Raw genomic sequence first — 20,569 nt, forward strand, 5'->3', positions numbered from 1 at the left:
CGTTCGCAAAGGCCCTGCCTGCGTTTCGCAGTACGCCGGACTGCGGTCACCGCTCTGTACGGCAGCGGCGGAATCCAGGACAACCACACCTCCCTTTAAAAATTTTACGGGGCGACTTGTTCAACAAAAACCGGTCAATGGGTAAACATGTGTGACAGGCTGCAGATAAAGTGCATATCATTATTGTTGTCATAATGTATATGTCTTTATAAAGACTGTTGACAATATAACCTAATTTTTTCACGTTGTCAAGACAATTTTTATACTTCCGTTAAATATCAGGATTTGAACGGCTCTGAGTTTGCATTATCGTGTTTATTCCAGTATTCTTGAATCAGCGCGACCAGTCCGCGCATTTGCGGAGTGACCCACTTGTTTTTATGATAGAAGACATGGACGTAAAAGGGCAGCGAAAAATCTTTTACAGGCAGAATGGAAAGGTTACTTTGCAGAAACGGCGATTGGAGCAGATACTCCGGAAGAAAGGAAATCCCCAACCCCTGCTGCACCAGATTTGCAATAATCTGCGAACTTCCCGTTTGTATGCTGTAAATGATGTTTTTATGGCAGCGAGCGGCAATCCGGTTCAGCTCCTGCTGTAAAAACGTATTTTCTCCGGTGAGGATCATGGGGTAATCAAAAACCGCTTCCAGCGCAACGGAGCGACCGTTGGCAAGGGGATGGCCGGGCGAGGAGAAAAACACCGCGTTTTCCTGATGACTCGCAGCGCAGACACAGTCGCCGGCGCCGGTGTTTTCCCCCATTGTCATGATGATGTCCACTTCATTGTGGCGGAGCAGATCCACCAACTGCGCCGTAACGGCGGGAATGATCTTGACGGATACTTTGGGAAAACGGGCACAGTACTCTTTGATAATGTTTAAAAGGAGCGAATTGATGATGGATTCCACAATGCCGATCCGGAGCGTCCCCCTGAGCAAACGGGTGTCATCGTTTCCCAAATTTTGAATTTGAGCTTCAATCTTCAGAATTTCCTTGGCATACGCTTTCATTTGCTGCCCATAAGGCGTTAGTATGACGCGCTTTCCGATCCGCTCAAACAAAGGGAACCCCACTTCCCTCTCCAACTGCTGTATCTGCATCGTTACCGTAGACTGCGCATACCCCAGCTCGTCCGCCGCCTTTGTAAAACTTTCCAGTTCTGCGATGCGCAGAAAACTGTGCAGAAACCGAAATTCCATAAGCTCCATCTCCCATCGGAAAAATTGAACGATACAATTAAATCTATCAATTTTACATTAGGATGTCAATAGTTTATAATAACACATATGAATATACGAATATATTAAAGTCAAAGCAAGCCAATCACAGAGAAAAAGGACGGGATCGTTTTGAAAATCATCACGGTAAACAAGGCATGGTGTAAAAAGTGCGGAATCTGTATCGCGTTCTGCCCCAAACAGGTTCTGGAAAAAGACGGGGATGGATATCCGGAGCCAACCCGTTCGGAAGAATGCATCGGCTGCAGGCTTTGTGAAATGCGCTGCCCGGATTTTGCGATGGCAGTAAAGATGGAGGGTTGAACAATGGGAAAGCTCAGATTCATGCAGGGAAACGAGGCCATGACAGAGGGAGCCATCGCCGCCGGAGCAAGGTTTTACGCGGGATATCCCATCACGCCTTCGACCGAGGTCGCAGAAACATCCGCTGCGCGCCTGCCCCGGGCCGGAGGCCTGTACATTCAGATGGAGGACGAGCTCGGCAGCATGGCGGCGCTGATCGGCGCCGTTTGCGCGGGGAAAAAGGCTTATACGGCCACCAGCGGTCCGGGCCTGTCCCTGATGTCCGAAAATCTCGGCGTCGCCGTGATGGGAGAAATCCCCTGCGTCGTCATCGATGTTCAGCGGTCCGGACCCAGCACGGGCATGGCGACGAAGCCCGCTCAGGGAGACGTCATGCAGGCGAGGTGGGGAACGCACGGTGACCATTCCGTGATTGCGCTTGCGCCTTCCTCCGTACAGGACTGCTTCGACCTTATGATTACGGCGTTCAATTATGCGGAGACCTACAGAACGCCGGTCATTTTCCTGGCGGACGAAATCATCGGGCACTTGAAGGAGCGGGTAATGCTCCGGGATCCGGACGAAATCCGGGTTGTTGAACGCACCGGCCCCGCCTGCGCTCCGGAGAAGTACCTCCCGTACGACCATTCTAACGGGCTGGCTCCTCTGGCATCCTACGGCGGCAAATATGTCTTTAAGGTGAACGGCAGCATGCACGACGAAGCGGGGCGCCCATGCACCAGCCCCCGGAACGCGGACCGCGTCATCCGCCACCTGAGCGAGAAGATCGAGAGCCATGCGGAGGAGCTGACCATCACGAGGGAGTTTCGTATGGATGACGCCGAGTATGTGGTCGTCGCCTACGGAGGCACGGTCCGCGCCGCGCTTTCCGCAATGGAGAAAGCCCGCGCGCGGGGAATCCGTGCGGGTGTCCTGCAATTGGTCACGGTATGGCCGGCTGCGGAAAAGGAAATCGGGAGCGCCATGCTCCGGGCAAAGGCGGTCATTGTGCCGGAGCTGAATCTGGGGCAGTACATCGACGTGATACGCCTGCGGAACAGCCGCGGTATCCCCGTGGTCGGCGTGAATCGCGTGGATGGCCGCCCGATCGAGCCGGCGGACATTACAGCAAAAATAGAGGAGGTCTCAGAATCATGCTGCAGGACTATTTGCTGAAAGAAAAAATGCCCCATTTCTGGTGTTCCGGCTGCGGAAACGGGATTGTTCTCCAGTCCCTTCTGCGAAACGTTGACAAGCAGAAGTGGAGCAGGGAAAACACGGTCGTTGTCACCGGAATCGGCTGCTGGGGCAAAGCGGACGATTATGTAAGGACCAACACGTTTCACGGCACTCACGGCCGTGCGCTGGCCTTTGCCACCGGGATCAAGCTGGCGAACCCCGGCCTGAATGTGATCGCCCTGATGGGGGACGGAGACGGCATCACCATCGGCGGCAACCATTTGATCCATGCAGCGCGGCGGAATGCCGACGTGACCGCCATCATGGTAAACAACCTCAATTATGGAATGACCGGAGGCCAGTATTCCGGTACGACACCCAAACACGCGATTACGAAAACTTCCCCGTACGGGCACGTGGAAAAAGGCTTTGACGTGTGCGGGGTCGTCAGGGCGGCGGGGGCCCCCTTTGTGGCCCGCGGCACGGTTTTCGATGTGGTTCAGCTCAATCGGCTGGTAGAGCTGGCGCTGCTTCACCGGGGATTCTCGTTTGTCGAGGTGATCTCTCCCTGCCCGACGCATTTCGGCCGGTCCAACAGAATGCCTTCCGCTCCGGCCATGATGCAGTGGATCAAGGACCGCACGGTGCCAGCCGCCAAAGCACAGGCCATGTCCCGGGAGGATCTCTGCGGAAAATTCGTCACGGGCGTCTTTGAGGACCGCGAACAGGAAGATTACAGCACCGCCTATCAGCGCGTGATCGACGGTCTGAAGGGGGAAAAATAATGGGGAAACAAACTGAGATCACGATCAGCGGCGTCGGCGGACAGGGAATGATTCTCTGCGGCACGCTGATTGCCGAAACCGCCGTCCTGCAGGAACAGAAAATGGCGACGCTCACTTCGGATTACGGAGTGGAAACACGCGGCACCTTTTCCAAATCGGATGTCATTATCAGCGATCGGGAGATCTTTTTTCCGGACGTCACGGAACCCGACCTGGTCGTCTGCCTGGCCCAGGTTGCTTATGAACGCTATTCCGGCAAGATCGGCGAAAAAGCAATCCTTCTCTATGATTCCGACAGCATTGTGCCCCACCCGGAGCAGGCCGCCCGGGAAAGGGGGATCGCTGTTTCCTCCCTCGCGAGGGAAACGGGCAATCCTGCAACCGCGAACATCCTGACCATGGGACTGATCGCCGGTTTTACCGGGGCCGTTTCTTCCGAGGGGGCCAAACAATCCCTGAAGGAATTTTTCGGACGGAAGGGAGAGAAGGTTCTCCTTCTTAACTATAAAGCGTTTGACACCGGGTATGCGCTGGGGCGGAACCTGAAATAGCATTTTCTGCGGGGCTGCCCGCCGGCAGAAATCCGGAACCTTGAAACAGGAAAGGAAGACACCGATGCTGAATCGCATCTCAAAGGTCATGTCCGCGGAAGAGGCCGTGGCGTCGTTCCTCCGGGACGGCGATTGCCTTGCGGTCGGCGGATTCGTCACAAACCGCCGACCGTACGCGCTGGTCCGGGAGGTGATACGCCAGAAAAAGCGGAATCTTTACGTGGAGGGAGGGCCGTCCGGCGGCGACATCGACATGCTGATCGGGGCGGGCTGCGTGGAGATCATCATGGTCTCCTACATCGCCAATTCCGGCTATACCCAGGTCTGCCGCCGCTTCCGCGATGCCGTGGAACACGGGAAAATCCTTTTTGAAGATTATTCCATGGACGTTCAAACCATTATCTATCACGGCGCGGCGCTGGGGCTGTCCTACATACCCGTTAAGAATATGCTCGGCTCCGATCTGGCGGAAAAATGGGGAATTTCCCGCGAGGAACGAAAAAAGCACCCCAAGCTGCCGGGTGAGAAATTTGTCGTTCAGGAGGACCCCTTCCACCCGGGGAGCAAACTGTGCTGCGTCCCGACGCCTGAAATCGACGTGGCACTGATCCACGCTCAGCTGGCCAGCCCGGACGGCACCGTGCGCATCGTCGGCGCGCCTTTTCAGGATGCCGACATCGCCATGGCGGCCAAACACACGATCGTATCCTGCGAACAGCTTGTGAGCAATGAGGAGATCCGCCGCCACCCGGAGAGGAACACCTTAACGGGCCTTTGCGTGGATGCCGTCGTGGAGGCCCCGGCGGGCGCCCACCCTTCCCAGTGCTTCGGCTGCTATGACTACGACAGTCAATTCTATCTTGACTATGATCGGGCCAGCCGTTCCCAGGAGGATTTTGATTCGTTTATTCGGGAATATGTGGAAGACTGCCCCGCGCACCAGGACTATTTGGACAAGCTGGGTGCCGGCCGTCTGATCAATCTGCGCGTCAAGCCCGGCCTTGGCTATGTGCCGGGCCTCAAGCGACGCTGAGTAGGGGGGCTTTTTTCATGAACTGGACACCGAAACAAATGATGGCCGTGGCTCTGGCCCGCCAAATTGAAGACGGAAAGACATATATCATCGGAACAGGGCTTCCTCTGATCGGCGGCGCCCTGGCAAAAAACACCAGCGCGCCCAATGCCCACCTGATTTTTGAAACCGCACTTTTTGAGGGCAGCCCTCAGGAAGTTCCCACCAGCGTGTCCGACCTGCGCATCAATTACCAGGCTTCCGTCCTGTGGCCGCAGTACCGCTATTTCGGATTTCAGATTCTGGCCGCCCGGCGCGGGAAGATTGCCGCCGGGTTTCTCGGCGGCGCCCAGATCGACCCCTACGGCAACCTGAATTCCACCTGCATCGGGGATTACCCGCATCCGCAGACGCGCTTCACCGGATCCGGAGGCGCAAACGGGATCGCCACTTACTGCGACACGGTCATCGTGATGAAACATCAGAAGCGCCGCTTTGTGGAACACGTGGATTACATCACCAGCCCCGGGTGGGGCGACGGGCCCGGCGGCAGGGCCGAAGCCGGTCTGGATTCCGGCCGCGGTCCCCGCGCGGTGATTACGGATCTGGGGGTCTTGCGGTTCGACGCGGTCTCCAGACGGATGTATCTGTCGGAGTGTTTTCCCGGCGTTGTTCCTGAGAAAGTTCAGGAAAACACCGGCTTTGAGCTGGATGTTTCCCGCGCCGTTGAGGCGGTCCCGCCTTCCGAAAAAATTTTGGAAATTCTGATCCATCAGGTAGATCCCCTGCGGATCATGATTTGACGCCGGTAAGGAGGCAACCAGAATGAACCTTCTGCATTTTGCAGGCGCCGCAGCCGTGCTGCTGCTGATTACCGCTGTTGGAGTCTATTCCGGCAGGAAAGTCAAAAGCGCCGCCGATTTCGCCACCGGAGGCTGTTCCGCGGGGACCGGCATCGTCGCCGGTTCTCTGGTCGGCACGCTTGTGGGCGGCGCGTCAACGATCGGAACGGCGCAGCTTGCTTTCACTTATGGTTTCTCCGCATGGTGGTTTACCCTGGGCGGAGGGATCGGGCTTCTGCTTCTGGCCCTGTTTTTTGCGAAACCGCTTTACAACAGTAAAATCACCACACTTCCGCAGATCTTTACCAGGGAGTACGGGCGGAGAACGGCAACGGTTTCCACGGTCCTCATATCGGTCGGAACGTTTCTGAGCATCGTTTCACAGCTTTTATCCGGCGTTGCGCTGGTCACTTCAGTCAGTTCCGTCAACGCCCTTGCCGCCGCCGCGGTGATTGTTCTCCTCATGCTTGCCTATGTGGTCTTTGGAGGCGTTTGGGGAGCCGGGCTGGTTGGGATCGTTAAGACGATCCTGCTGTACGTCACCACAATCGTCTGCGGCGCCGTCGCTTTAAAACTCGCCGGGGGGCTGGATTCCCTTCGGTCGTCCCTTCGCCCGGAACAATATTTTAACCTGTTTGCCAGAGGCGTCTGGAAGGACGGCGGAGCCGGGTTATCCATGGTGTTCGGCATACTGACCACCCAGTCCTATGTTCAGTCGCTGGTTTCCGCAAAGAGCGCCCGAGTCGCCAAATCCGGCGCGCTGCTGGCCGGGGTCCTGACTCCCGTCATTGGCGTTGCGGGCATCTTCGTCGGCATGTATATGCGCATTGCCGCCCCCGATATCGTGCCGGCGTCCGCCATGCCTGCCTTTGTGCTGCGCTGCCTGCCCCCCCTTTTGGGCGGCGTCGTGCTGGCGACGCTGCTGGTGGCTTTGGTCGGCACCGGCGCGGGCCTTGCCCTGGGGCTGAGCTCCATGATCTGCAATGATATTTATAAGGTTTATATGAATCGCAACGCGGCGGACAACGTGCTGCTGCGAATTTCCCGGACCGTTATTTTTGCGATTTTGGGAGGCGCGTTTCTTTTTACATTTGGAAATATGGGCTCTCTTATCCTGAATTGGAGCTTCCTGTCGATGGGCCTGCGAGGGGCCGTGGCTTTTGCCCCCCTGCTTTTTGCGCTCTTCTTTCCCGGACGCGTCAAAGGCACCGCCGCGCTGGCTGCGGTGATTGCGGGCCCTATCTGCATTTTGGCGGGAGAGTTTGTTCTGCCGGAGCAGATTGATCCCCTTTTCTTAGGAATCGGCGTCTCTCTGTGCATCATGCTGTTTCAGATGCGGCCCCGCGCGGAGCAGGAGAAGGTAAAAACGGAAGACAAAGGTTGACCGTATTCTTTTTCAGACAAGGCTTGCCGCCTCCTTTCAGAATGCCGTTTTGCGACGCTGTTCTGTCCGGAGCACACAGGCCTTGTTTTTTTGCCCATTCGCGGTTCTTTGCGACTTAAGGGCAGCGGCGGGCAACGCGGACAAAGAAAAAGGCGGAAGCTGCGAAAAGCAGCCCCGCCCAATTCAGCCGGTCTTGTTCCGCCGTTCTTTCCGGCGAGCGAATCAGATTTTATTTGCGCAGCCGAGAACCGCAGTAATCTTGTGTTCGACCATGCCCTTGATTGCATCGCGCGCAGGTCCGAGATACTGGCGCGGGTCGAAGTGGTCCGGGTGCTCCGCGAAATACTTGCGCACGGTTGCCGTCATGGCAAGGCGGAGGTCGGAGTCGATGTTGATTTTACATACGGCCATAGTCGCGGCCTTGCGGAGCATGTCTTCCGGGATGCCGATCGCGTCCGGCATCTTGCCGCCGTACTGGTTGATCATCTGAACGAATTCCGGAATCACGCTGGAAGCGCCGTGCAGAACGATCGGGAATCCGGGCAGGCGTCTGGAAACCTCCTCCAGAATGTCGAAGCGGAGCTGGGGCTTCTGGCCCGGCTTGAACTTGTACGCGCCGTGGCTTGTTCCGATCGCGATGGCCAGAGAATCGACGCCGGTGCTTTTTACGAAATCCTGCACCTGGTCCGGGTCGGTGTACTGCGCCTTGTCGTCCGCGACGCTGACCGCGTCCTCAATACCGGCGAGCCTGCCGAGTTCGGCTTCCACGGTCACATTGTATTTGTGGGCGTAAGCGACCACTTTCCTGGTCTCCTCCACATTCTCCTCATAGTGCTTGGAGGAGCCGTCGAACATGACGCTGGTGAAACCGCCGTCGATGCAGTCCTTGCAGACCTCATAGGATGGGCCGTGGTCCAGGTGCAGCGCGACCGGCAGCTCCGGGTGTTCGACGACCGCCGCCTCCACCAGCTTGACCAGATAGGTATGGGTCGCGTATTTCCGCGCACCCGCAGATGCCTGCAGGATCACGGGGGCCTTCAGTTCCGCGCAGGCCTCGGTGATTCCCTGCACGATCTCCATATTGTTGACGTTGAAGGCGCCGATCGCATACCCGCCACCGTATGCTTTCTGAAACATTTCCTTTGTGTTGACCAAAGACATCGGCATTCACTCCTAGAAGTTTATTTTGCCTTTATTATAAACCATTGCGGGGTAAAATGAAATATCGAAAACCCATAGTCCTGACGAAAATGCATCAGTTTCCGAAACTTTAAAATAATTCCGGGTGATTTCTGCTGTAATGAAAAATGTACTGCTGCGCAATGCCCGCGTATTCCCCAAAATCTTCCGCTTTCCGGCCGGGAAACAGCGTTTTCATCGCCCGCTTCATCCAGACGTCCATCGGGAACGCCTCCAGGCGGTGCAGTCCGTAAAGCAGGGCGCAGTCCGCGACCTTTGGCCCGATCCCGGGGAGCTCCGTCAGCTCGCGGCGCGCGTCGGAAAGCGGGAGGCGCCTCAGGCGGCCGAAATCCAGCTTCCCTTCCGCCGCTCTGCGCGCCGCATGGAGGAGATACTCCGCGCGGTATCCGCATCCGAGCGCGCGCAGGTCCCGCTCCGAAAGACGTGCGAGAGCCTCCGGGCGGGGAAACGCGGGGAACGGGCCGGAGGGCTCCCCGTAAGCCCGGCAGAGGCGGGCGACAAGCCCCTTGATCCGTTTGATGTTGTTGCACTGGGAAAGCAGGAACGAACACAGGGCCTCCCACGGGTCCTGGTTCAGGATTCTCAGGTCCGGCGCATAGCGCGCCGCTTCCGCCAGAATCGGGTCCAGCGCGCCGAGCCGCTCCCGGATCGCCTCATAATCCCGGCCCATGTCGAAATAAGAAGTCCAGAAAGGGTCCGCCAGCACGCTTTCCCAGCTTTCCGCCGTGAGGTGCGCGCACCGGTCCCCCGCGGCCCCCTGCCACGAGCCGTCGGGCAGGCGCTCCCATCGGAAACACTGCCCGCAGTCCAGCGTCTGACCCAGCGTGTCCAGATTCATGAGCTTTTCTCCTCCTTTCCTTTTCATTCGCCGCGTATTCCGCCATTGACCGCAAAGCCGTATAAAAATGGAACCGGCCCGCAAGCACGGTTCAATGTTCTCCCAGGCGTCGGAAGCTCTGCTTCCGCTTACGCCGTGAGGTTATTATAACATGCGCCGCGGGCCTCTTCAACCTCCGGAGGAATACGGACGGTTATCGCCGGATGGTCCGGCCGGGGTTTACATAAACTTTTATGCATGTTTATGAATTCACCGTTTCCACAATGGATCTGACTGACTTATTAACATTTTCAACAGAGTTTTCCACACTTTGTTCGCACATATTATGTCAACCAGTGTAAATACGCGGGGTATAAACGGCTTAAGAACGGCTTTCCTCCCTGCCTCCCGGATTGTATATTCTGTATTGATAAATAAAACTTCTGGTAATTTTCTGCTGAATCCTGTAAAATATGGTATAATAACCTCACAGTGTAAACGGGAGCGGAGCTTCCGACGCCTGGGAGAACATCGAACCATGATTGCGGGCCGGCTGAGTTTTCTGCGGCTCTGCGGTTCATGATATCATAACGAATATCAGTACAGTCTGCCATTCGGGATTGGAGAGGTGCAAATGAAAAACGGCGGAGAAGGCCAGGGGGACAGCGGCGTAATCGCCGGAAGGAATGCCGTCGCGGAGGCCCTGCGCAGCGGCAGGGCGATCGACAGGCTCTGCCTCGCGCGGGGAGAACGCTCCGGTTCCGTCGTCGCGCTGATTGCGAAGGCGAAGCAGCGCGGCATCCCTGTCAAGGAGATCGACCCGAAGAAGCTGGATTTTATGTGCGGGGGCGCGGTCCATCAGGGCGTGGCGGCCGTCGCGGCCGCGAAGGAGTACTCGACGGTCGACGAGATGTTCCGGCTGGCGCAGGAACGCGGGGAGCCGCCGTTCCTGATCGTGGCCGACGGACTGGAGGACCCGCACAACCTGGGCGCCGTCCTTCGCGTCGCGGAATGCGCGGGCGCGCACGGGGTGATTCTGCCTGCGAGGCGGAGCGTGGGGCTGACGTGGGCCGTCGGGAAATCGAGCGCCGGGGCGGTGGAATATGTTCCGGTCGCGCGGGTGGCAAACCTGGCCAGCGCGCTGGAGGATCTGAAAAGGCGCGGGGTGTGGATCTATGCCGCCGATCTGGATGGCGAACCCTGGTGCGGGGTGGATTATTCCGGACCCGTCGCCGTGGTGATCGGCTCGGAAGGGACCGGGGTCGGGCGCCTGGTCAAAGAAAAATCGGATTTTGTAATATCCCTGCCGATCAGGGGTAAGATAAATTCGCTTAATGCTTCTGTCGCGTGCGGTGTGATTTGCTATGAGATCGCCCGGCAGCGGCTTGGAATTAAGACAAAATAACACGGGAGAGCGGATCGAATGAACGACAACGGAAAAACTCCGCGAAATGATTATTCGGTCGAAGAAATCCTAGCGGAGGCACGCATCATCAAGGACCGTGAAACCGTCCCCCCAGAAAGTGAAACCGCCCCTGAGAAAAGTCCCGCGCCCACGGCGCCGCACGGCAGCGAGGAAATTCTGCGCGGAGCCCGCCGTGCGCTGAACATGGAGGCGGGTTCCGAGGAGGACCCCGGGGAGACCGGCCCACAGGAGCCGGAACCGGAAAAGGAACGGAAGAAACATTGGTTTTCGCTGTTTGGGCGCCGGAAAAAGAGCGAGGAGTTCCGCGAGGAGGACGACCTTTACTATGGTCTTCAGCTTCGCCCGCTGGAGGAATACCGGAAGGAATACGAAAAAACGATCCGTCCGGAGGGCTCCGAAAATCCGGAAAGCGGAGAAGAAGCGAAAGAGGACGGACCGAAGTTTTCCTATCTGTTCGACGGCAGCGAGGGGGACGGCGAACCGGGAATCGGCGAAACCTTCGACCGCATCCACCGGGAACGCCACGAGCGGCTGGAAAAAATCATGCGGCAGGCGGGTCTCGACCCGGAGGAGATCCTGCCGCAGGAGGAACCCGCAAATCCGCCCGAAGTCCCGCCGCCCGCGCCGTCAGGTCCGGAGATCCCTCAGCCGGAGGCCCCGGAACGCCCCGCGGTGACCCCAGGCCCGCGCCGGGAGCCGGAAGTGCGGCCCCCGGTGACACGGCCCGTTCCGGAGCCGCCCGTCCCGCCTGAGGTTACCACGGAGGAAGACCAGGAGGAAGGGGAAGAATCACAGGCCGATTCCGCTCCGGAAAAGAGCGGCCCCGCCAAAGCGGAGGAAACGCCGCCGGTTCCCGTAAAGGAGCCGGTGAAAACGCCGCCGGAGGCCAAGCAGGAACGGCGCGTCCCCCCGCCCCGGACCGAGCCGTCCGACACACCGAGACCGCAGTACCGCGCCGGCGGCGCGCCCGTGCATGTCATCCTGCCCCGCGGACTGAAAGAGATTCTGGAAACGGAGGCGGCGGAGTACCCGATGCCGGAACCGCCCGGTCCGATTCCGTTCCCAAAAAGGGAAAGCGGGCCGATCCCCGAACCGGAGGAGGAGTCAGGACAGACCCCGAAAAAACCGGAGCCTGAGCCGGAGCTTGCGGCCGGAGACCCGGAACGGCAGGAGAACCGTACTGAGCCTGAACCGCCGGCCGGCGAAAACCCGCCGGAACCTGAGGAACCGCCCGCGCCGCCGCGCGGAGCCAGGCACCGGTTCCGCCTGTTCGGCGCGGAGGAACCGGAGGAATCGTTCGCCGAAGAGCCCCCTGAGCAGGAGGAGCTGGACGATTACACGGACCCGTCCGACGCACCCTCCGTCCGGCACGATCTTCTCAAAAACGTCACGCGGCTCTCGCTCCGCCTGGCAGTCACGGGGATCACGTCCCTGATTCTGCTTCTGGTCGGAATCGTGGCCGAGCATCCGGCGGTCCTTCCGCCGGATTTACATACGATTCTGGACGGGCCGTCCTACCCGTTCATCCAGCTTGTCTTTCTGATCGTCGCGGCGGGATTCAGTTTTCCAACATTCTGGAACGGGATCAAAGGGCTGACCTCGTTTCAGGCAAACGGGGATTCGGCCGCGGCCGTGGCGGTCCTGGCCGCTCTGGTTCAAAATGTCGTGCTGCTGGTTCTCGGGGTTCCCGGAGGGATCCACCTGTACTCTCCCCTTGCAGCCTTCGCCCTGTTCCTCAACGCCGCGGGCAAGTTCAGCATGGCGCGGCGCATGTTCGAAAACTTCCGGTATCTTTGCACCAAAGACCGGAAGTACGCCGTGCGCCTCTACGGCGACTACAACACTTCCCTGCGCCTTGCCAAGGACTGCGTGCTCGGAGAGCCGCACATCGCCTATCAGTCTGAAGCGGCATTCCTGCGCAGCTTCCTGCGGATTTCCTACACGCCGGACCCGGCGGACCACATTTCGCAGGTCCTGGCCCCCGCCGGGTTCCTTCTCAGCCTGGCGCTGTGCGCCGCGGCCGCGTTTCTCACGTCCGGCGGCGCGGTTTCGGCCATCACGGTTCTGGCCGCTTCCTGCTGCGTCTGCGTCCCGTTCACCAACATGCTGTGCGTCAACCTGCCGGTTTCCCGGCTGTGCGGAATTGCCCGCCGCAGCGGCTCGATGGTGGCGGGCTGGTCGGCGATCGACCGCTTCAGCGCCGCTAACGCCGTGATGCTGGACGCGCAGGACCTGTTCCCGCGCGGAACGGTGATTTTGAACGGCATCCGCACCTTCGCGGGGCAGCGCATCGACGAGGCGATCATGGACGCCGCCGCGCTGATGGGCACGGTCGGCGGCCCGCTTTCCGACCTGTTCGACCAGATCATCAAAAGCCGCCGGGAAATCCTGCCGAAAATCGGCGAACCCGTTTACGAGGACGGGAAGGGCGTGAGCGGAACCGTCTCCGGCCGGCAGATCCTGATCGGTACGAATGAACTGATGCGCGCGCACGGAATCGAGCCTCCGTCCCGCGACTATGAGAAAAAATACATCCAAAGCGGAAAAAGGCTGGTTTACCTGGCCTCCGGCGGATGTCTGGTCGCCATGTTCATCATCGACTACACTTCCGATCTGCGGCGCTCCCAGGCGCTGCGGCGGATGGAACGCAACGGGATCAGCCTGATCGTCCGCACCAGCGACCCGAACATCACGCCGCGTTTTCTGGCCGAATGCTTCGGCCTGTACGAGCAGGAAATCTCCGTTCTGCCGGAGCAGCTCGGCAAGGTCTACACCGGTCTTATCTCCGCAGAGCCCGACCGCGCGGACGCGATGATCGCCACAAAAGGGCGCGCCTTCGCGATGCTCCGCCTGCTGACCGGATGCATCCGCCAGCGCGCGAACATTTCCGTCGCCGTCGCGCTGCAGGCCGCGGCGGTCGCACTCGGCTTCGCGCTCGTGGCGTTCCTGTCGCTCACCTCCGGCCTCCAGCACCTCAGCCTGACCGCGCTCGCGATCTACGAGGCCTTCTGGACCGCCGCCATCCTGCTTGTCCCCCGCATCCGCCGCCCCTGACCATCCGGCCGGGGACCATCCGGTCGGGACGGTCCGCCAGTCAGAACGGAAAAAGCCGTTTGCTTAGTCTGGCGGGACAGAAGTTGGAATCTCCCGAAAGCGAAAGCCGGGAACGCCGTAGGCGCGAAAAGAAAGGGCGGAAAACTTTCCGGGTTACGGGGTTGTCCCGGATTTCAACATACTGCAACTCTTCAGGCTATGGCCACAGAATAGAAACCGGTAGGGCAAGAAAAGATCATTGCGTTCACGTCCAGCACAAAGTTAAATATCTGCGATTTGTATTATGATTAAAAAATATAACAGATTGTTGATAAAAATCGGGAGCGGAGCGCCATTCGGGCTGGACGCTCCGCTCCCTTTTTTGCCGGCGGAATCTCTCTCACTGCGCCGGGTATGGGCTGGACAGGCCCGATCTTTTTGCGGGCCTAGGGCCCGGTGGCTCTTAACCGATCATTTCTTCTTGTTTTTTCATTTGCGCTCCGGCCGCGCGGGGACGCACAGCGTCTTACTCGCCTACGGCGGATCATGACTAAGGATAGTAGTCAGAAGCAGTCTTGCACTCACCTTTGGTTTTCACTCAGCAAACTCTGAGTGGAAAACACGCATGCATGCTCAGCCTGCCCGAAAGGAAGCAAAGTACGGGTGGGGGGCAGCGTACCGCTGCATCTACGCTTTCCTTTCCCGGAGCGGCGAAAAAACAGGGAAGCAACGATGTTTTCTCAGCCGGGTATGCCGTAGGCACGTCCGGACCGGATGGTCCCCCTAACACCCCTCGGGAGCCGTCAAGAAGATTTTTTCTGTTCTTCTAACAACTGCTTTTCATTGACGACGGGGGCTGAAAAATTAAAGCCACAGAGTATTTACCTAAAAGCTGAAAATTTTCAGAAAATTACCTTTTTATATACGGCGTAAGATTGGGAATCGTTCAATGGGAAGCTCTGGCTTGATAACAAAACTGTTCTTCATGACAGGTGCCGGGGTGCAGGGGGACGTTTAGGTGCCCCTCCCGACGGGAAGTTGAAGTCCCCCTGCATAGTCTTTGCCGCCTTTCTGCTATATCAGAAAGGCGGGGCCTGTCCGGCCTGAGGACAGAAAAAGAAAATAGAAGAAATAAAAGGTTAAGAGCCACCGGGCCTTAGGCCCGCAGAGACCCGGCCCGCGCGGCCTGAGCGCAGAAGAGAAAATCAGAAGAAATAAAGGCTTAAGAGCCACCGGGCCTCAGGCCCGCAAAAATACAGGCCCGCACGGCCTGAGCGCAATAACAAAATAAGAAAGCGGATCCGGAACACAAGATTCCGAATCCGCCCTTTTTGGCACACGATCAGATTCCCGGAGGACGATTTTTCAGGCTGAGCTTTTTGACCACGCAGCCCCGCTCCGTTCTGCGCGTTTCTGCCGCGCGTATCCCGGACCGCGGGACGCCTGAGCAGGTCCGTCTCTGACCGCTTCGCCGGACAGACGGGAGGGGTTCCCTCGGCGAAGCCATGCGGGCGCCGGAGAATGATTCACAGCGCCCCCAGTCTTATTTTATTCCGAGGGGCCCCCTTTCGTGCGCGATTCCGGCGCTTTCCAGAGGCCGCAGGATAAGTTATTTCATATTTCTATGAACGTAAATGCTAAGCGCCTGAAACAGCTTCCATCCAACGGAGATCAGCGTCATATAGGCGAGTATTCTCAAAAGAGACTCAATCACATTCAAAGCCGGCATCCAGGTGAGGTATTCCATCGGATTTTCCCCCTTTTACCGTGTATCGCACGGAAAGCACACCGATTGCCCGATCAAACGGTTTTTCCGGGGCGGCCGCAGCGGATCTGACGATTAAAAATTGATTTTGTTTTCCAGGTAGGCGGTCAGGCCGTCGATGGCGATGCGCTCCTGCTTCATGGTGTCGCGGTCGCGCACGGTCACGCAGCCGTCCTTTTCACTGTCGAAGTCGAAGGTGATGCAGAACGGGGTGCCGATTTCATCCTGCCGGCGGTAGCGCTTGCCGATGGAGCCGGTATCGTCGTAATCGATCATGAACCGCTTGGCAAGTTCGGTGTAAACCTCCTGCGCGCGGCCGTTCAGCTTTTTGCTCAGGGGAAGCACGGCGGCCTTATAGGGCGCGAGCGCCGGGTGCAGATGCATCACAACGCGGGTGTCTCCGCCTTCCAGCGTTTCTTCGTCATAGGCGTCGCATAGGAACGCGAGCGCCACGCGGTCCGCGCCGAGCGACGGCTCGATGACGTAGGGGATGTAGTGCTCCTTCGATTCCGGATCGAAGAATTCCAGGCTCTTGCCGGAGTGCTCCTGGTGGCGGGACAGGTCGTAGTTGGTGCGGTCCGCGATGCCCCAGAGCTCGCCCCAGCCGAACGGGAAGAGGTATTCGATGTCTGTCGTCGCCTTGGAATAAAACGAGAGCTCCTCCTTTTCATGGTCCCGCAGGCGGATATTCTGCTCCGTCATGCCGAGGTCCATGAGCCACTTTTCGCAGAAATCCTTCCAGAAATGGAACCAGTCGAGGTCGGTGTCCGGCTTGCAGAAAAATTCCAGCTCCATCTGCTCAAACTCGCGCGTGCGGAACGTGAAGTTGCCGGGCGTGATCTCGTTGCGGAAGCTCTTGCCGATCTGCGCGATGCCGAACGGGATTTTTCTTCTGGTGGTGCGCTGCACGTTCGCAAAGTTGACGAAAATGCCCTGCGCCGTTTCCGGGCGCAGGTAGATTTCATTTTTCGCGTCCTCCGTCACGCCCTGAAAGGTTTTGAACATCAGGTTGAACTGGCGGATATCCGTGAAATTTTCGCTGCCGCAGACCGGGCACTTGATGTGGTGTTCGCGGATGAAGTCCATCATCTTCTGGTTGCTCCAGCCGTCTGCGCTCTCGCCGGTAAAATCTTCGATCAGCTTGTCGGCGCGGTGGCGCGCCTTGCAGTCGCGGCAGTCCATCAGCGGATCGGAAAACCCGCCCACATGGCCGGAGGCGACCCAGACCTCCGGGTTCATCAGAATGGCGGAATCCAGGCCGACGTTGTAGGGGCTTTCCTGAACGAATTTTTTCCTCCACGCGGCTTTGACGTTGTTCTTGAATTCCACGCCGAGCGGGCCGTAGTCCCACGTGTTGGAAAGTCCGCCGTAGATTTCGGAACCCGAATAGACAAATCCGCGGTTCTTGCACAGGGCGACAATCTGGTCCATCGTTTTTTCAGTTGCTTGCATGCTGTTTCCTCCAGATCCGGCGGGACGCTGGCTGCGCCCCCCGATTATTTTTTGCGGAATATGACGAGTTTGCTTAAAACATAGTTGATCGCGATGACGATTACATTGTCCACCGCTTTCGCGGCAAGGCTGTTCCACGCGAGAATGTCGATGAAAAGCCACATACAGGCGTAGTCCACGCCGAGCGAAAGAAGGCGCGCCGCCACAAAGCCGAGCAGCTCCCGCCAGAAGACGTCCGCCTGAAAGCTGCTGCTGCGGAACACCCACAGTTTATTGTTGATGAACGCGAACGCGACGGCGAGGACCCACGCCAGCGCGTTCGCGGCCTGCCACGGCCAGCGCAGGGCGCTGTAGCAGAACTCGAAAACGGCGATATTGAGAACGGTGGTCAGAACGCCGAAAACCAGGTACAGGATCATCTCCGGGCTGGTCAGAAAGCGCCACAATTTGAGCAGACGTTTCATTGATGCCTCCATACGGGAACAAGTAGTTATAGTTTACCATTCCCATCGGTTTCTTTCAACCGAAATACAATATTTTCAGCCGGAGCTTCCGATCTTCGGCCGGATATGACGCATATCGGCACGCCGGGGCGGAAATCCGGAAAAAACTGGACGGCTCCCACAAATTGACAGTGCCGCGAACAAAAAGTATAATGAGGACAGATGATTTCATATGCTTGGAGATAAAGGAGAGGTACATAATATGGAAAAAAAGAATCTGCGGAAAACCGAGGGCCTTCCGTTTACGCTCGGCATGGCGGCCGGCGTTGTTCTGCTGCTGGAAACCATTCTTTCGTTCAGCCTGAGTCCGATCATCACCAAAGTGACGGTAGACTACATGTCTGCCAAAATGAACATCAGCGCGGCGGCGTCCTCGGGCAGCTCGATCGGCGGGACGGTCGGCGCCGTCGTATCGTTCCTGGTCATGCCGGGTATTTTCCTTCTTCTTCTTTTCCTGGGCAGAAACAAGGAAAAGAGGGGCAGTACCTTCGCGGTGGTCTGGATTGTCATCGCGGTGCTCAGCATCGTTTCCAGTGTGGCTTCCCTGATGATTTTTCAGAACGGGGAACTGCAGAAGCAGATCGTCGAGGCCGTGAACACGGTGATGCCCGGCGGATACTGGATCGAAAACGGCCTCGCCCTGATCGGCCACCTGCTGATCATCGCTTCGTGCGTCGTATTCTGGAAACGCCTTCACGAGCCGCCGGTATCGGAGGTTCCGGGACCATTCGGCCAGGACGCATAGCGCCTTTCGGGAGTATTTACTCTCCGTCCCGCCCGTCTCAGCCGGCCTTTTACTGTTTTGCAAACGGCGATTTGCCGCCGAGCCAGCCGCGGGCTTCCCAGTACTCCCGGTCGAGCGGGATGTCCGCTCCGTTTTTGTGCATCATCCGGCTGATGAAAAAGAAAAAACGAGTAAAGAGATATGGCGCGCTGTCTCCCTTTCGGACGGCGCGCCAGAATTTTTCGGCGCTGCGGTCGAGCTGGCGGGCGTATTTTTCCTGCTTTTTAGGGGGCATTTCATCCCAGCTCAGCGCGAAAATGCGAAAACCTTTCTGATACACCCGGTTGATTCCCCAGTATTTTAAACTGGTTGCAATCGGCTTCATGGCGGATTTCGTCCCCGCGCCCGCGGCGGTGGAGATCAGGAATGCCTTTTTGTGGAAGAATCCCGGCTTTGGACGGTGATTGATGAACAGGAACGGATAGTGGTCCAGAAAATTTTTCATCCCGCCGGAGGCCGACATCACATAGACCGGCGTCGTCAGGACCAGAGCGTCCGACGCGAGCATGGAGTCGAGGATCGGCTTTGTGTAGGAAACATGGGGGCATCCCTCTTCGCCGCGCGTGACACAGGCGGCGCAGCCGTGGCAGAATTCCGGAAGGTCCTGCGGAAGAAAAAATTCGCGCGCTTCGATTGGCCCGCGCTTTTTCAGCGCTTCCAGAAACAACTGAGCGGCCCGGTAGGTATTCCCCCTGCGCGGGCTGCCGTGGATCACCGTGAGTTTCATTCGAGGCACTTCCTTTCGTTTTGCCGTTCCGGGAGAACGGCCGGGTAGTCCGGGAGATTCCGACTTCTGTCCCGCCGGTCCATCCGGACGGGACGCGGACGCACAGTGTCTTTTCGCGCCTACGGCGGTCGCGACTTCAGCCTTTTTTGCGATCAAGCCGGACAGGGCCGATCTTTTGCGGACCTGAGGCCCGGTGCCCCTTAACCTTTTATTTCTTCTGATTTTCTCTTCTGCGCTCCGGCCGCGCAGGCCCCTCCTTTCGGTCTTGAACGAAAGGAGGCAAAGTTCGCACGGGGGGATTTTCAACTCCCGTAGGGAGGGTTCCAGAGAAAATCCCCCCTGAACCCCCCGGGAGCCGTCAAAAAGATTTTTTCTGTTCTTCTAACAACAGCTTTTCATGGACGACGGGGGCTGAAAAATTAAAGCCACAAAGTATTTACCTAAAAGCTGAAATTCTTCAAAAAGTTACCTTTTTACATACGGCGTAAGATTGGGAATCGTTCAATGGGAAGCACTTGCGTAAGAATTCGTTGTTGCTTCATGACAGGTGCCGGGGTGCAGGGGGACGTTTAGGTGCCCCTCCCGACGGGAAGTTGAAGTCCCCCTGCATAGTCTTTGCCGCCTTTCTGCTATATCAGAAAGGCGGGGCCCGCGCGGCCTGAGCGCAAAGAAGAAAATAAGAAGAAATGATCGGTTAAGGGGAACCGGGCCATAGGCCCACAGGAATCCGGCCTGAGGACATAGAAAAAATGAATAGAAGAAATTTTGGGTTAAGAGGCTCCGGGCGCCAAGCACTCAAAAACCGATAAAATATGAAATCGAATATTACCTGTTGAATTTTGGTAAATTAAGGATTATAATAGAATCGCAAGGTAAATAAAAGGTGCAATGCAGAGGCAGGGTGTACCACCACCCGCCTCCTGCATACGGAGACTCAGGCTCTCCATACACAACGGAATTCACCGCGCATTGCAGGACTTATTATACTTCCTTTTTCTGTTTTTGTACAGGGGAAGGAAGTATAAACACTTCTTTTTCCTCCTGTATCTGCGCGCGCGCCGGTGTATGGAATGACAACAAATTCCGTACCGGCGCTTTTTGTTGCCTTGCGGGCGGCGTGACGCCGCTTCCTTCGGCCTGCCGGACAGAACGGCGAAAATTCGCGGCTCAGTTTGGCAGGACGGTCTGGGGAATCTCCCAAAGGCAAAGCCCTTGCGCGGACCCGCCGGTCCATTGGACGAACGTGCCAACGGCGGACGCGATTTCCGCTTGCCGGGAGTTTCTTCCCTCTGTCCCACCCATCTCAGCTAATCATCTCGCTGTCTGCTGAACGGTGGGCCGTTGGATGCAACGTCATCGTTGCCCGCCGGCGGAATTCCGAATGTATGTGAAAGAAGTATGAACGCGGAAAGTCCAGCCCATACCCGGCGCAGTGAGAGAGATTCCGCCGGCAAAACAGGGAGCGGAGCGTCCAGCCCGATTGGCGCTCCGCTCCCGATTTTTATCAACAATCTATTATATTTTTTAATCATAATACAAATCGCGGATATTTAACTTTGTGCTGGACGTGAACGCAACGATCTTTT

18 protein-coding genes are annotated in these 20,569 nt (G+C 57.6%); 11 read left to right on the forward strand and 7 right to left on the reverse strand.

Features of this window, described 5'->3' with window-relative positions; genetic code table 11:
- Positions 1 to 278 precede the first annotated feature (278 nt).
- Positions 279 to 1,202, reverse strand: coding sequence for a LysR family transcriptional regulator (locus VA597_RS00440; protein ID WP_128741103.1), 924 nt, complete (start codon positions 1,200 to 1,202; stop codon positions 279 to 281).
- Positions 1,203 to 1,352: 150 nt separating this feature from the next.
- Between VA597_RS00440 and VA597_RS00445 the strand changes: the two genes are divergently transcribed.
- The 7 genes from VA597_RS00445 to VA597_RS00475 all read left to right on the forward strand — a co-directional run bounded on the left by VA597_RS00445 (position 1,353) and on the right by VA597_RS00475 (position 7,276).
- The gene (locus VA597_RS00445; protein ID WP_128741104.1) at positions 1,353 to 1,544 is read left to right on the forward strand and encodes a 4Fe-4S dicluster domain-containing protein; all 192 of its coding nucleotides are present in this window, start codon (positions 1,353 to 1,355) and stop codon (positions 1,542 to 1,544) included.
- Between the two features lie 3 nt (positions 1,545 to 1,547).
- Positions 1,548 to 2,699 (forward strand): 2-oxoacid:acceptor oxidoreductase subunit alpha, encoded by a 1,152-nt coding sequence (locus VA597_RS00450; RefSeq protein ID WP_128741105.1) that lies wholly within the window; start codon positions 1,548 to 1,550, stop codon positions 2,697 to 2,699.
- Positions 2,678 to 3,487, forward strand: coding sequence for a thiamine pyrophosphate-dependent enzyme (locus VA597_RS00455; protein WP_128741106.1), 810 nt, complete (start codon positions 2,678 to 2,680; stop codon positions 3,485 to 3,487). The genes VA597_RS00450 and VA597_RS00455 overlap by 22 nt, the downstream gene beginning before the upstream one ends.
- Entirely contained in the window at positions 3,487 to 4,038 is a 552-nt protein-coding gene (locus VA597_RS00460; protein WP_128741107.1) for a 2-oxoacid:acceptor oxidoreductase family protein, read from the forward strand. The genes VA597_RS00455 and VA597_RS00460 overlap by 1 nt, the downstream gene beginning before the upstream one ends.
- 64 nt (positions 4,039 to 4,102) lie before the next feature.
- Positions 4,103 to 5,071, forward strand: coding sequence for a CoA transferase subunit A (locus VA597_RS00465; RefSeq protein WP_243112568.1), 969 nt, complete (start codon positions 4,103 to 4,105; stop codon positions 5,069 to 5,071).
- Positions 5,072 to 5,088: 17 nt separating this feature from the next.
- On the forward strand, positions 5,089 to 5,853 hold the full coding sequence (locus VA597_RS00470) for a CoA-transferase subunit beta (protein ID WP_128741108.1): 765 nt from the start codon (positions 5,089 to 5,091) through the stop codon (positions 5,851 to 5,853).
- 22 nt (positions 5,854 to 5,875) lie between these two features.
- A complete protein-coding gene (locus VA597_RS00475; RefSeq protein ID WP_128741109.1) occupies positions 5,876 to 7,276 on the forward strand; it encodes a sodium:solute symporter family protein in 1,401 nt (466 codons plus the stop codon).
- 222 nt (positions 7,277 to 7,498) lie between these two features.
- Here VA597_RS00475 and fba read toward each other — a convergent pair whose 3' ends face one another.
- A complete protein-coding gene (fba, locus tag VA597_RS00480; protein ID WP_128741110.1) occupies positions 7,499 to 8,437 on the reverse strand; it encodes a class II fructose-1,6-bisphosphate aldolase in 939 nt (312 codons plus the stop codon).
- 109 nt (positions 8,438 to 8,546) lie between these two features.
- Complete coding sequence (locus VA597_RS00485) at positions 8,547 to 9,341, reverse strand: DNA-3-methyladenine glycosylase family protein (protein WP_128741111.1); 795 nt, start codon at positions 9,339 to 9,341, stop codon at positions 8,547 to 8,549.
- 586 nt (positions 9,342 to 9,927) lie between these two features.
- On the opposite strand from VA597_RS00485, the gene rlmB reads away from it, so the two are divergent.
- The 3 genes from rlmB to VA597_RS00500 all read left to right on the forward strand — a co-directional run bounded on the left by rlmB (position 9,928) and on the right by VA597_RS00500 (position 15,215).
- Positions 9,928 to 10,698: a 23S rRNA (guanosine(2251)-2'-O)-methyltransferase RlmB gene (gene rlmB / locus VA597_RS00490; RefSeq protein ID WP_128741112.1), complete on the forward strand. Its 771-nt coding sequence runs from the start codon at positions 9,928 to 9,930 to the stop codon at positions 10,696 to 10,698.
- Positions 10,699 to 10,716: 18 nt separating this feature from the next.
- Positions 10,717 to 13,773 (forward strand): hypothetical protein, encoded by a 3,057-nt coding sequence (locus VA597_RS00495; protein WP_128741113.1) that lies wholly within the window; start codon positions 10,717 to 10,719, stop codon positions 13,771 to 13,773.
- 1,310 nt (positions 13,774 to 15,083) lie between these two features.
- Positions 15,084 to 15,215, forward strand: coding sequence for a hypothetical protein (locus VA597_RS00500; protein WP_326974930.1), 132 nt, complete (start codon positions 15,084 to 15,086; stop codon positions 15,213 to 15,215).
- A gap of 146 nt (positions 15,216 to 15,361) precedes the next feature.
- On the opposite strand, the gene VA597_RS00505 is transcribed toward VA597_RS00500, so the two are convergent.
- The 3 genes from VA597_RS00505 to VA597_RS00515 all read right to left on the reverse strand — a co-directional run bounded on the left by VA597_RS00505 (position 15,362) and on the right by VA597_RS00515 (position 17,433).
- Positions 15,362 to 15,499, reverse strand: coding sequence for a hypothetical protein (locus tag VA597_RS00505; protein WP_164918896.1), 138 nt, complete (start codon positions 15,497 to 15,499; stop codon positions 15,362 to 15,364).
- Between the two features lie 93 nt (positions 15,500 to 15,592).
- Positions 15,593 to 16,969, reverse strand: coding sequence for a glycine--tRNA ligase (locus VA597_RS00510; protein ID WP_128741114.1), 1,377 nt, complete (start codon positions 16,967 to 16,969; stop codon positions 15,593 to 15,595).
- Between the two features lie 44 nt (positions 16,970 to 17,013).
- Complete coding sequence (locus VA597_RS00515; RefSeq protein ID WP_326974931.1) at positions 17,014 to 17,433, reverse strand: GtrA family protein; 420 nt, start codon at positions 17,431 to 17,433, stop codon at positions 17,014 to 17,016.
- A gap of 241 nt (positions 17,434 to 17,674) precedes the next feature.
- Here VA597_RS00515 and VA597_RS00520 point away from each other — a divergent pair, with 241 nt between their 5' ends.
- Positions 17,675 to 18,217 (forward strand): hypothetical protein, encoded by a 543-nt coding sequence (locus VA597_RS00520; RefSeq protein WP_128741116.1) that lies wholly within the window; start codon positions 17,675 to 17,677, stop codon positions 18,215 to 18,217.
- Positions 18,218 to 18,266: 49 nt separating this feature from the next.
- Here VA597_RS00520 and VA597_RS00525 read toward each other — a convergent pair whose 3' ends face one another.
- Entirely contained in the window at positions 18,267 to 18,983 is a 717-nt protein-coding gene (locus tag VA597_RS00525) for a flavodoxin family protein (protein ID WP_128741117.1), read from the reverse strand.
- Positions 18,984 to 20,569 lie beyond the last annotated feature (1,586 nt).

Origin of the sequence: Caproicibacter sp. BJN0012 (genome assembly GCF_035986805.1) — a bacterium.
Lineage (GTDB): Bacteria > Bacillota > Clostridia > Oscillospirales > Acutalibacteraceae > Caproicibacter.

Bases quoted from the DNA above. Each gene is read 5' to 3' on its own strand.
- VA597_RS00440 (WP_128741103.1), bottom strand. From the start codon at position 1,202: ATGGAATTTCGGTTTCTGCACAGTTTTCTGCGCATCGCAGAACTGGAA.
- VA597_RS00450 (WP_128741105.1), top strand. From the start codon at position 1,548: ATGGGAAAGCTCAGATTCATGCAGGGAAACGAGGCCATGACAGAGGGA.
- VA597_RS00455 (WP_128741106.1), top strand. From the start codon at position 2,678: ATGCTGCAGGACTATTTGCTGAAAGAAAAAATGCCCCATTTCTGGTGT.
- VA597_RS00460 (WP_128741107.1), top strand. From the start codon at position 3,487: ATGGGGAAACAAACTGAGATCACGATCAGCGGCGTCGGCGGACAGGGA.
- VA597_RS00465 (WP_243112568.1), top strand. From the start codon at position 4,103: ATGCTGAATCGCATCTCAAAGGTCATGTCCGCGGAAGAGGCCGTGGCG.
- VA597_RS00470 (WP_128741108.1), top strand. From the start codon at position 5,089: ATGAACTGGACACCGAAACAAATGATGGCCGTGGCTCTGGCCCGCCAA.
- VA597_RS00475 (WP_128741109.1), top strand. From the start codon at position 5,876: ATGAACCTTCTGCATTTTGCAGGCGCCGCAGCCGTGCTGCTGCTGATT.
- fba (WP_128741110.1), bottom strand. From the start codon at position 8,437: ATGTCTTTGGTCAACACAAAGGAAATGTTTCAGAAAGCATACGGTGGC.
- VA597_RS00485 (WP_128741111.1), bottom strand. From the start codon at position 9,341: ATGAAAAGGAAAGGAGGAGAAAAGCTCATGAATCTGGACACGCTGGGT.
- rlmB (WP_128741112.1), top strand. From the start codon at position 9,928: ATGAAAAACGGCGGAGAAGGCCAGGGGGACAGCGGCGTAATCGCCGGA.
- VA597_RS00495 (WP_128741113.1), top strand. From the start codon at position 10,717: ATGAACGACAACGGAAAAACTCCGCGAAATGATTATTCGGTCGAAGAA.
- VA597_RS00505 (WP_164918896.1), bottom strand. From the start codon at position 15,499: ATGGAATACCTCACCTGGATGCCGGCTTTGAATGTGATTGAGTCTCTT.
- VA597_RS00510 (WP_128741114.1), bottom strand. From the start codon at position 16,969: ATGCAAGCAACTGAAAAAACGATGGACCAGATTGTCGCCCTGTGCAAG.
- VA597_RS00515 (WP_326974931.1), bottom strand. From the start codon at position 17,433: ATGAAACGTCTGCTCAAATTGTGGCGCTTTCTGACCAGCCCGGAGATG.
- VA597_RS00520 (WP_128741116.1), top strand. From the start codon at position 17,675: ATGGAAAAAAAGAATCTGCGGAAAACCGAGGGCCTTCCGTTTACGCTC.
- VA597_RS00525 (WP_128741117.1), bottom strand. From the start codon at position 18,983: ATGAAACTCACGGTGATCCACGGCAGCCCGCGCAGGGGGAATACCTAC.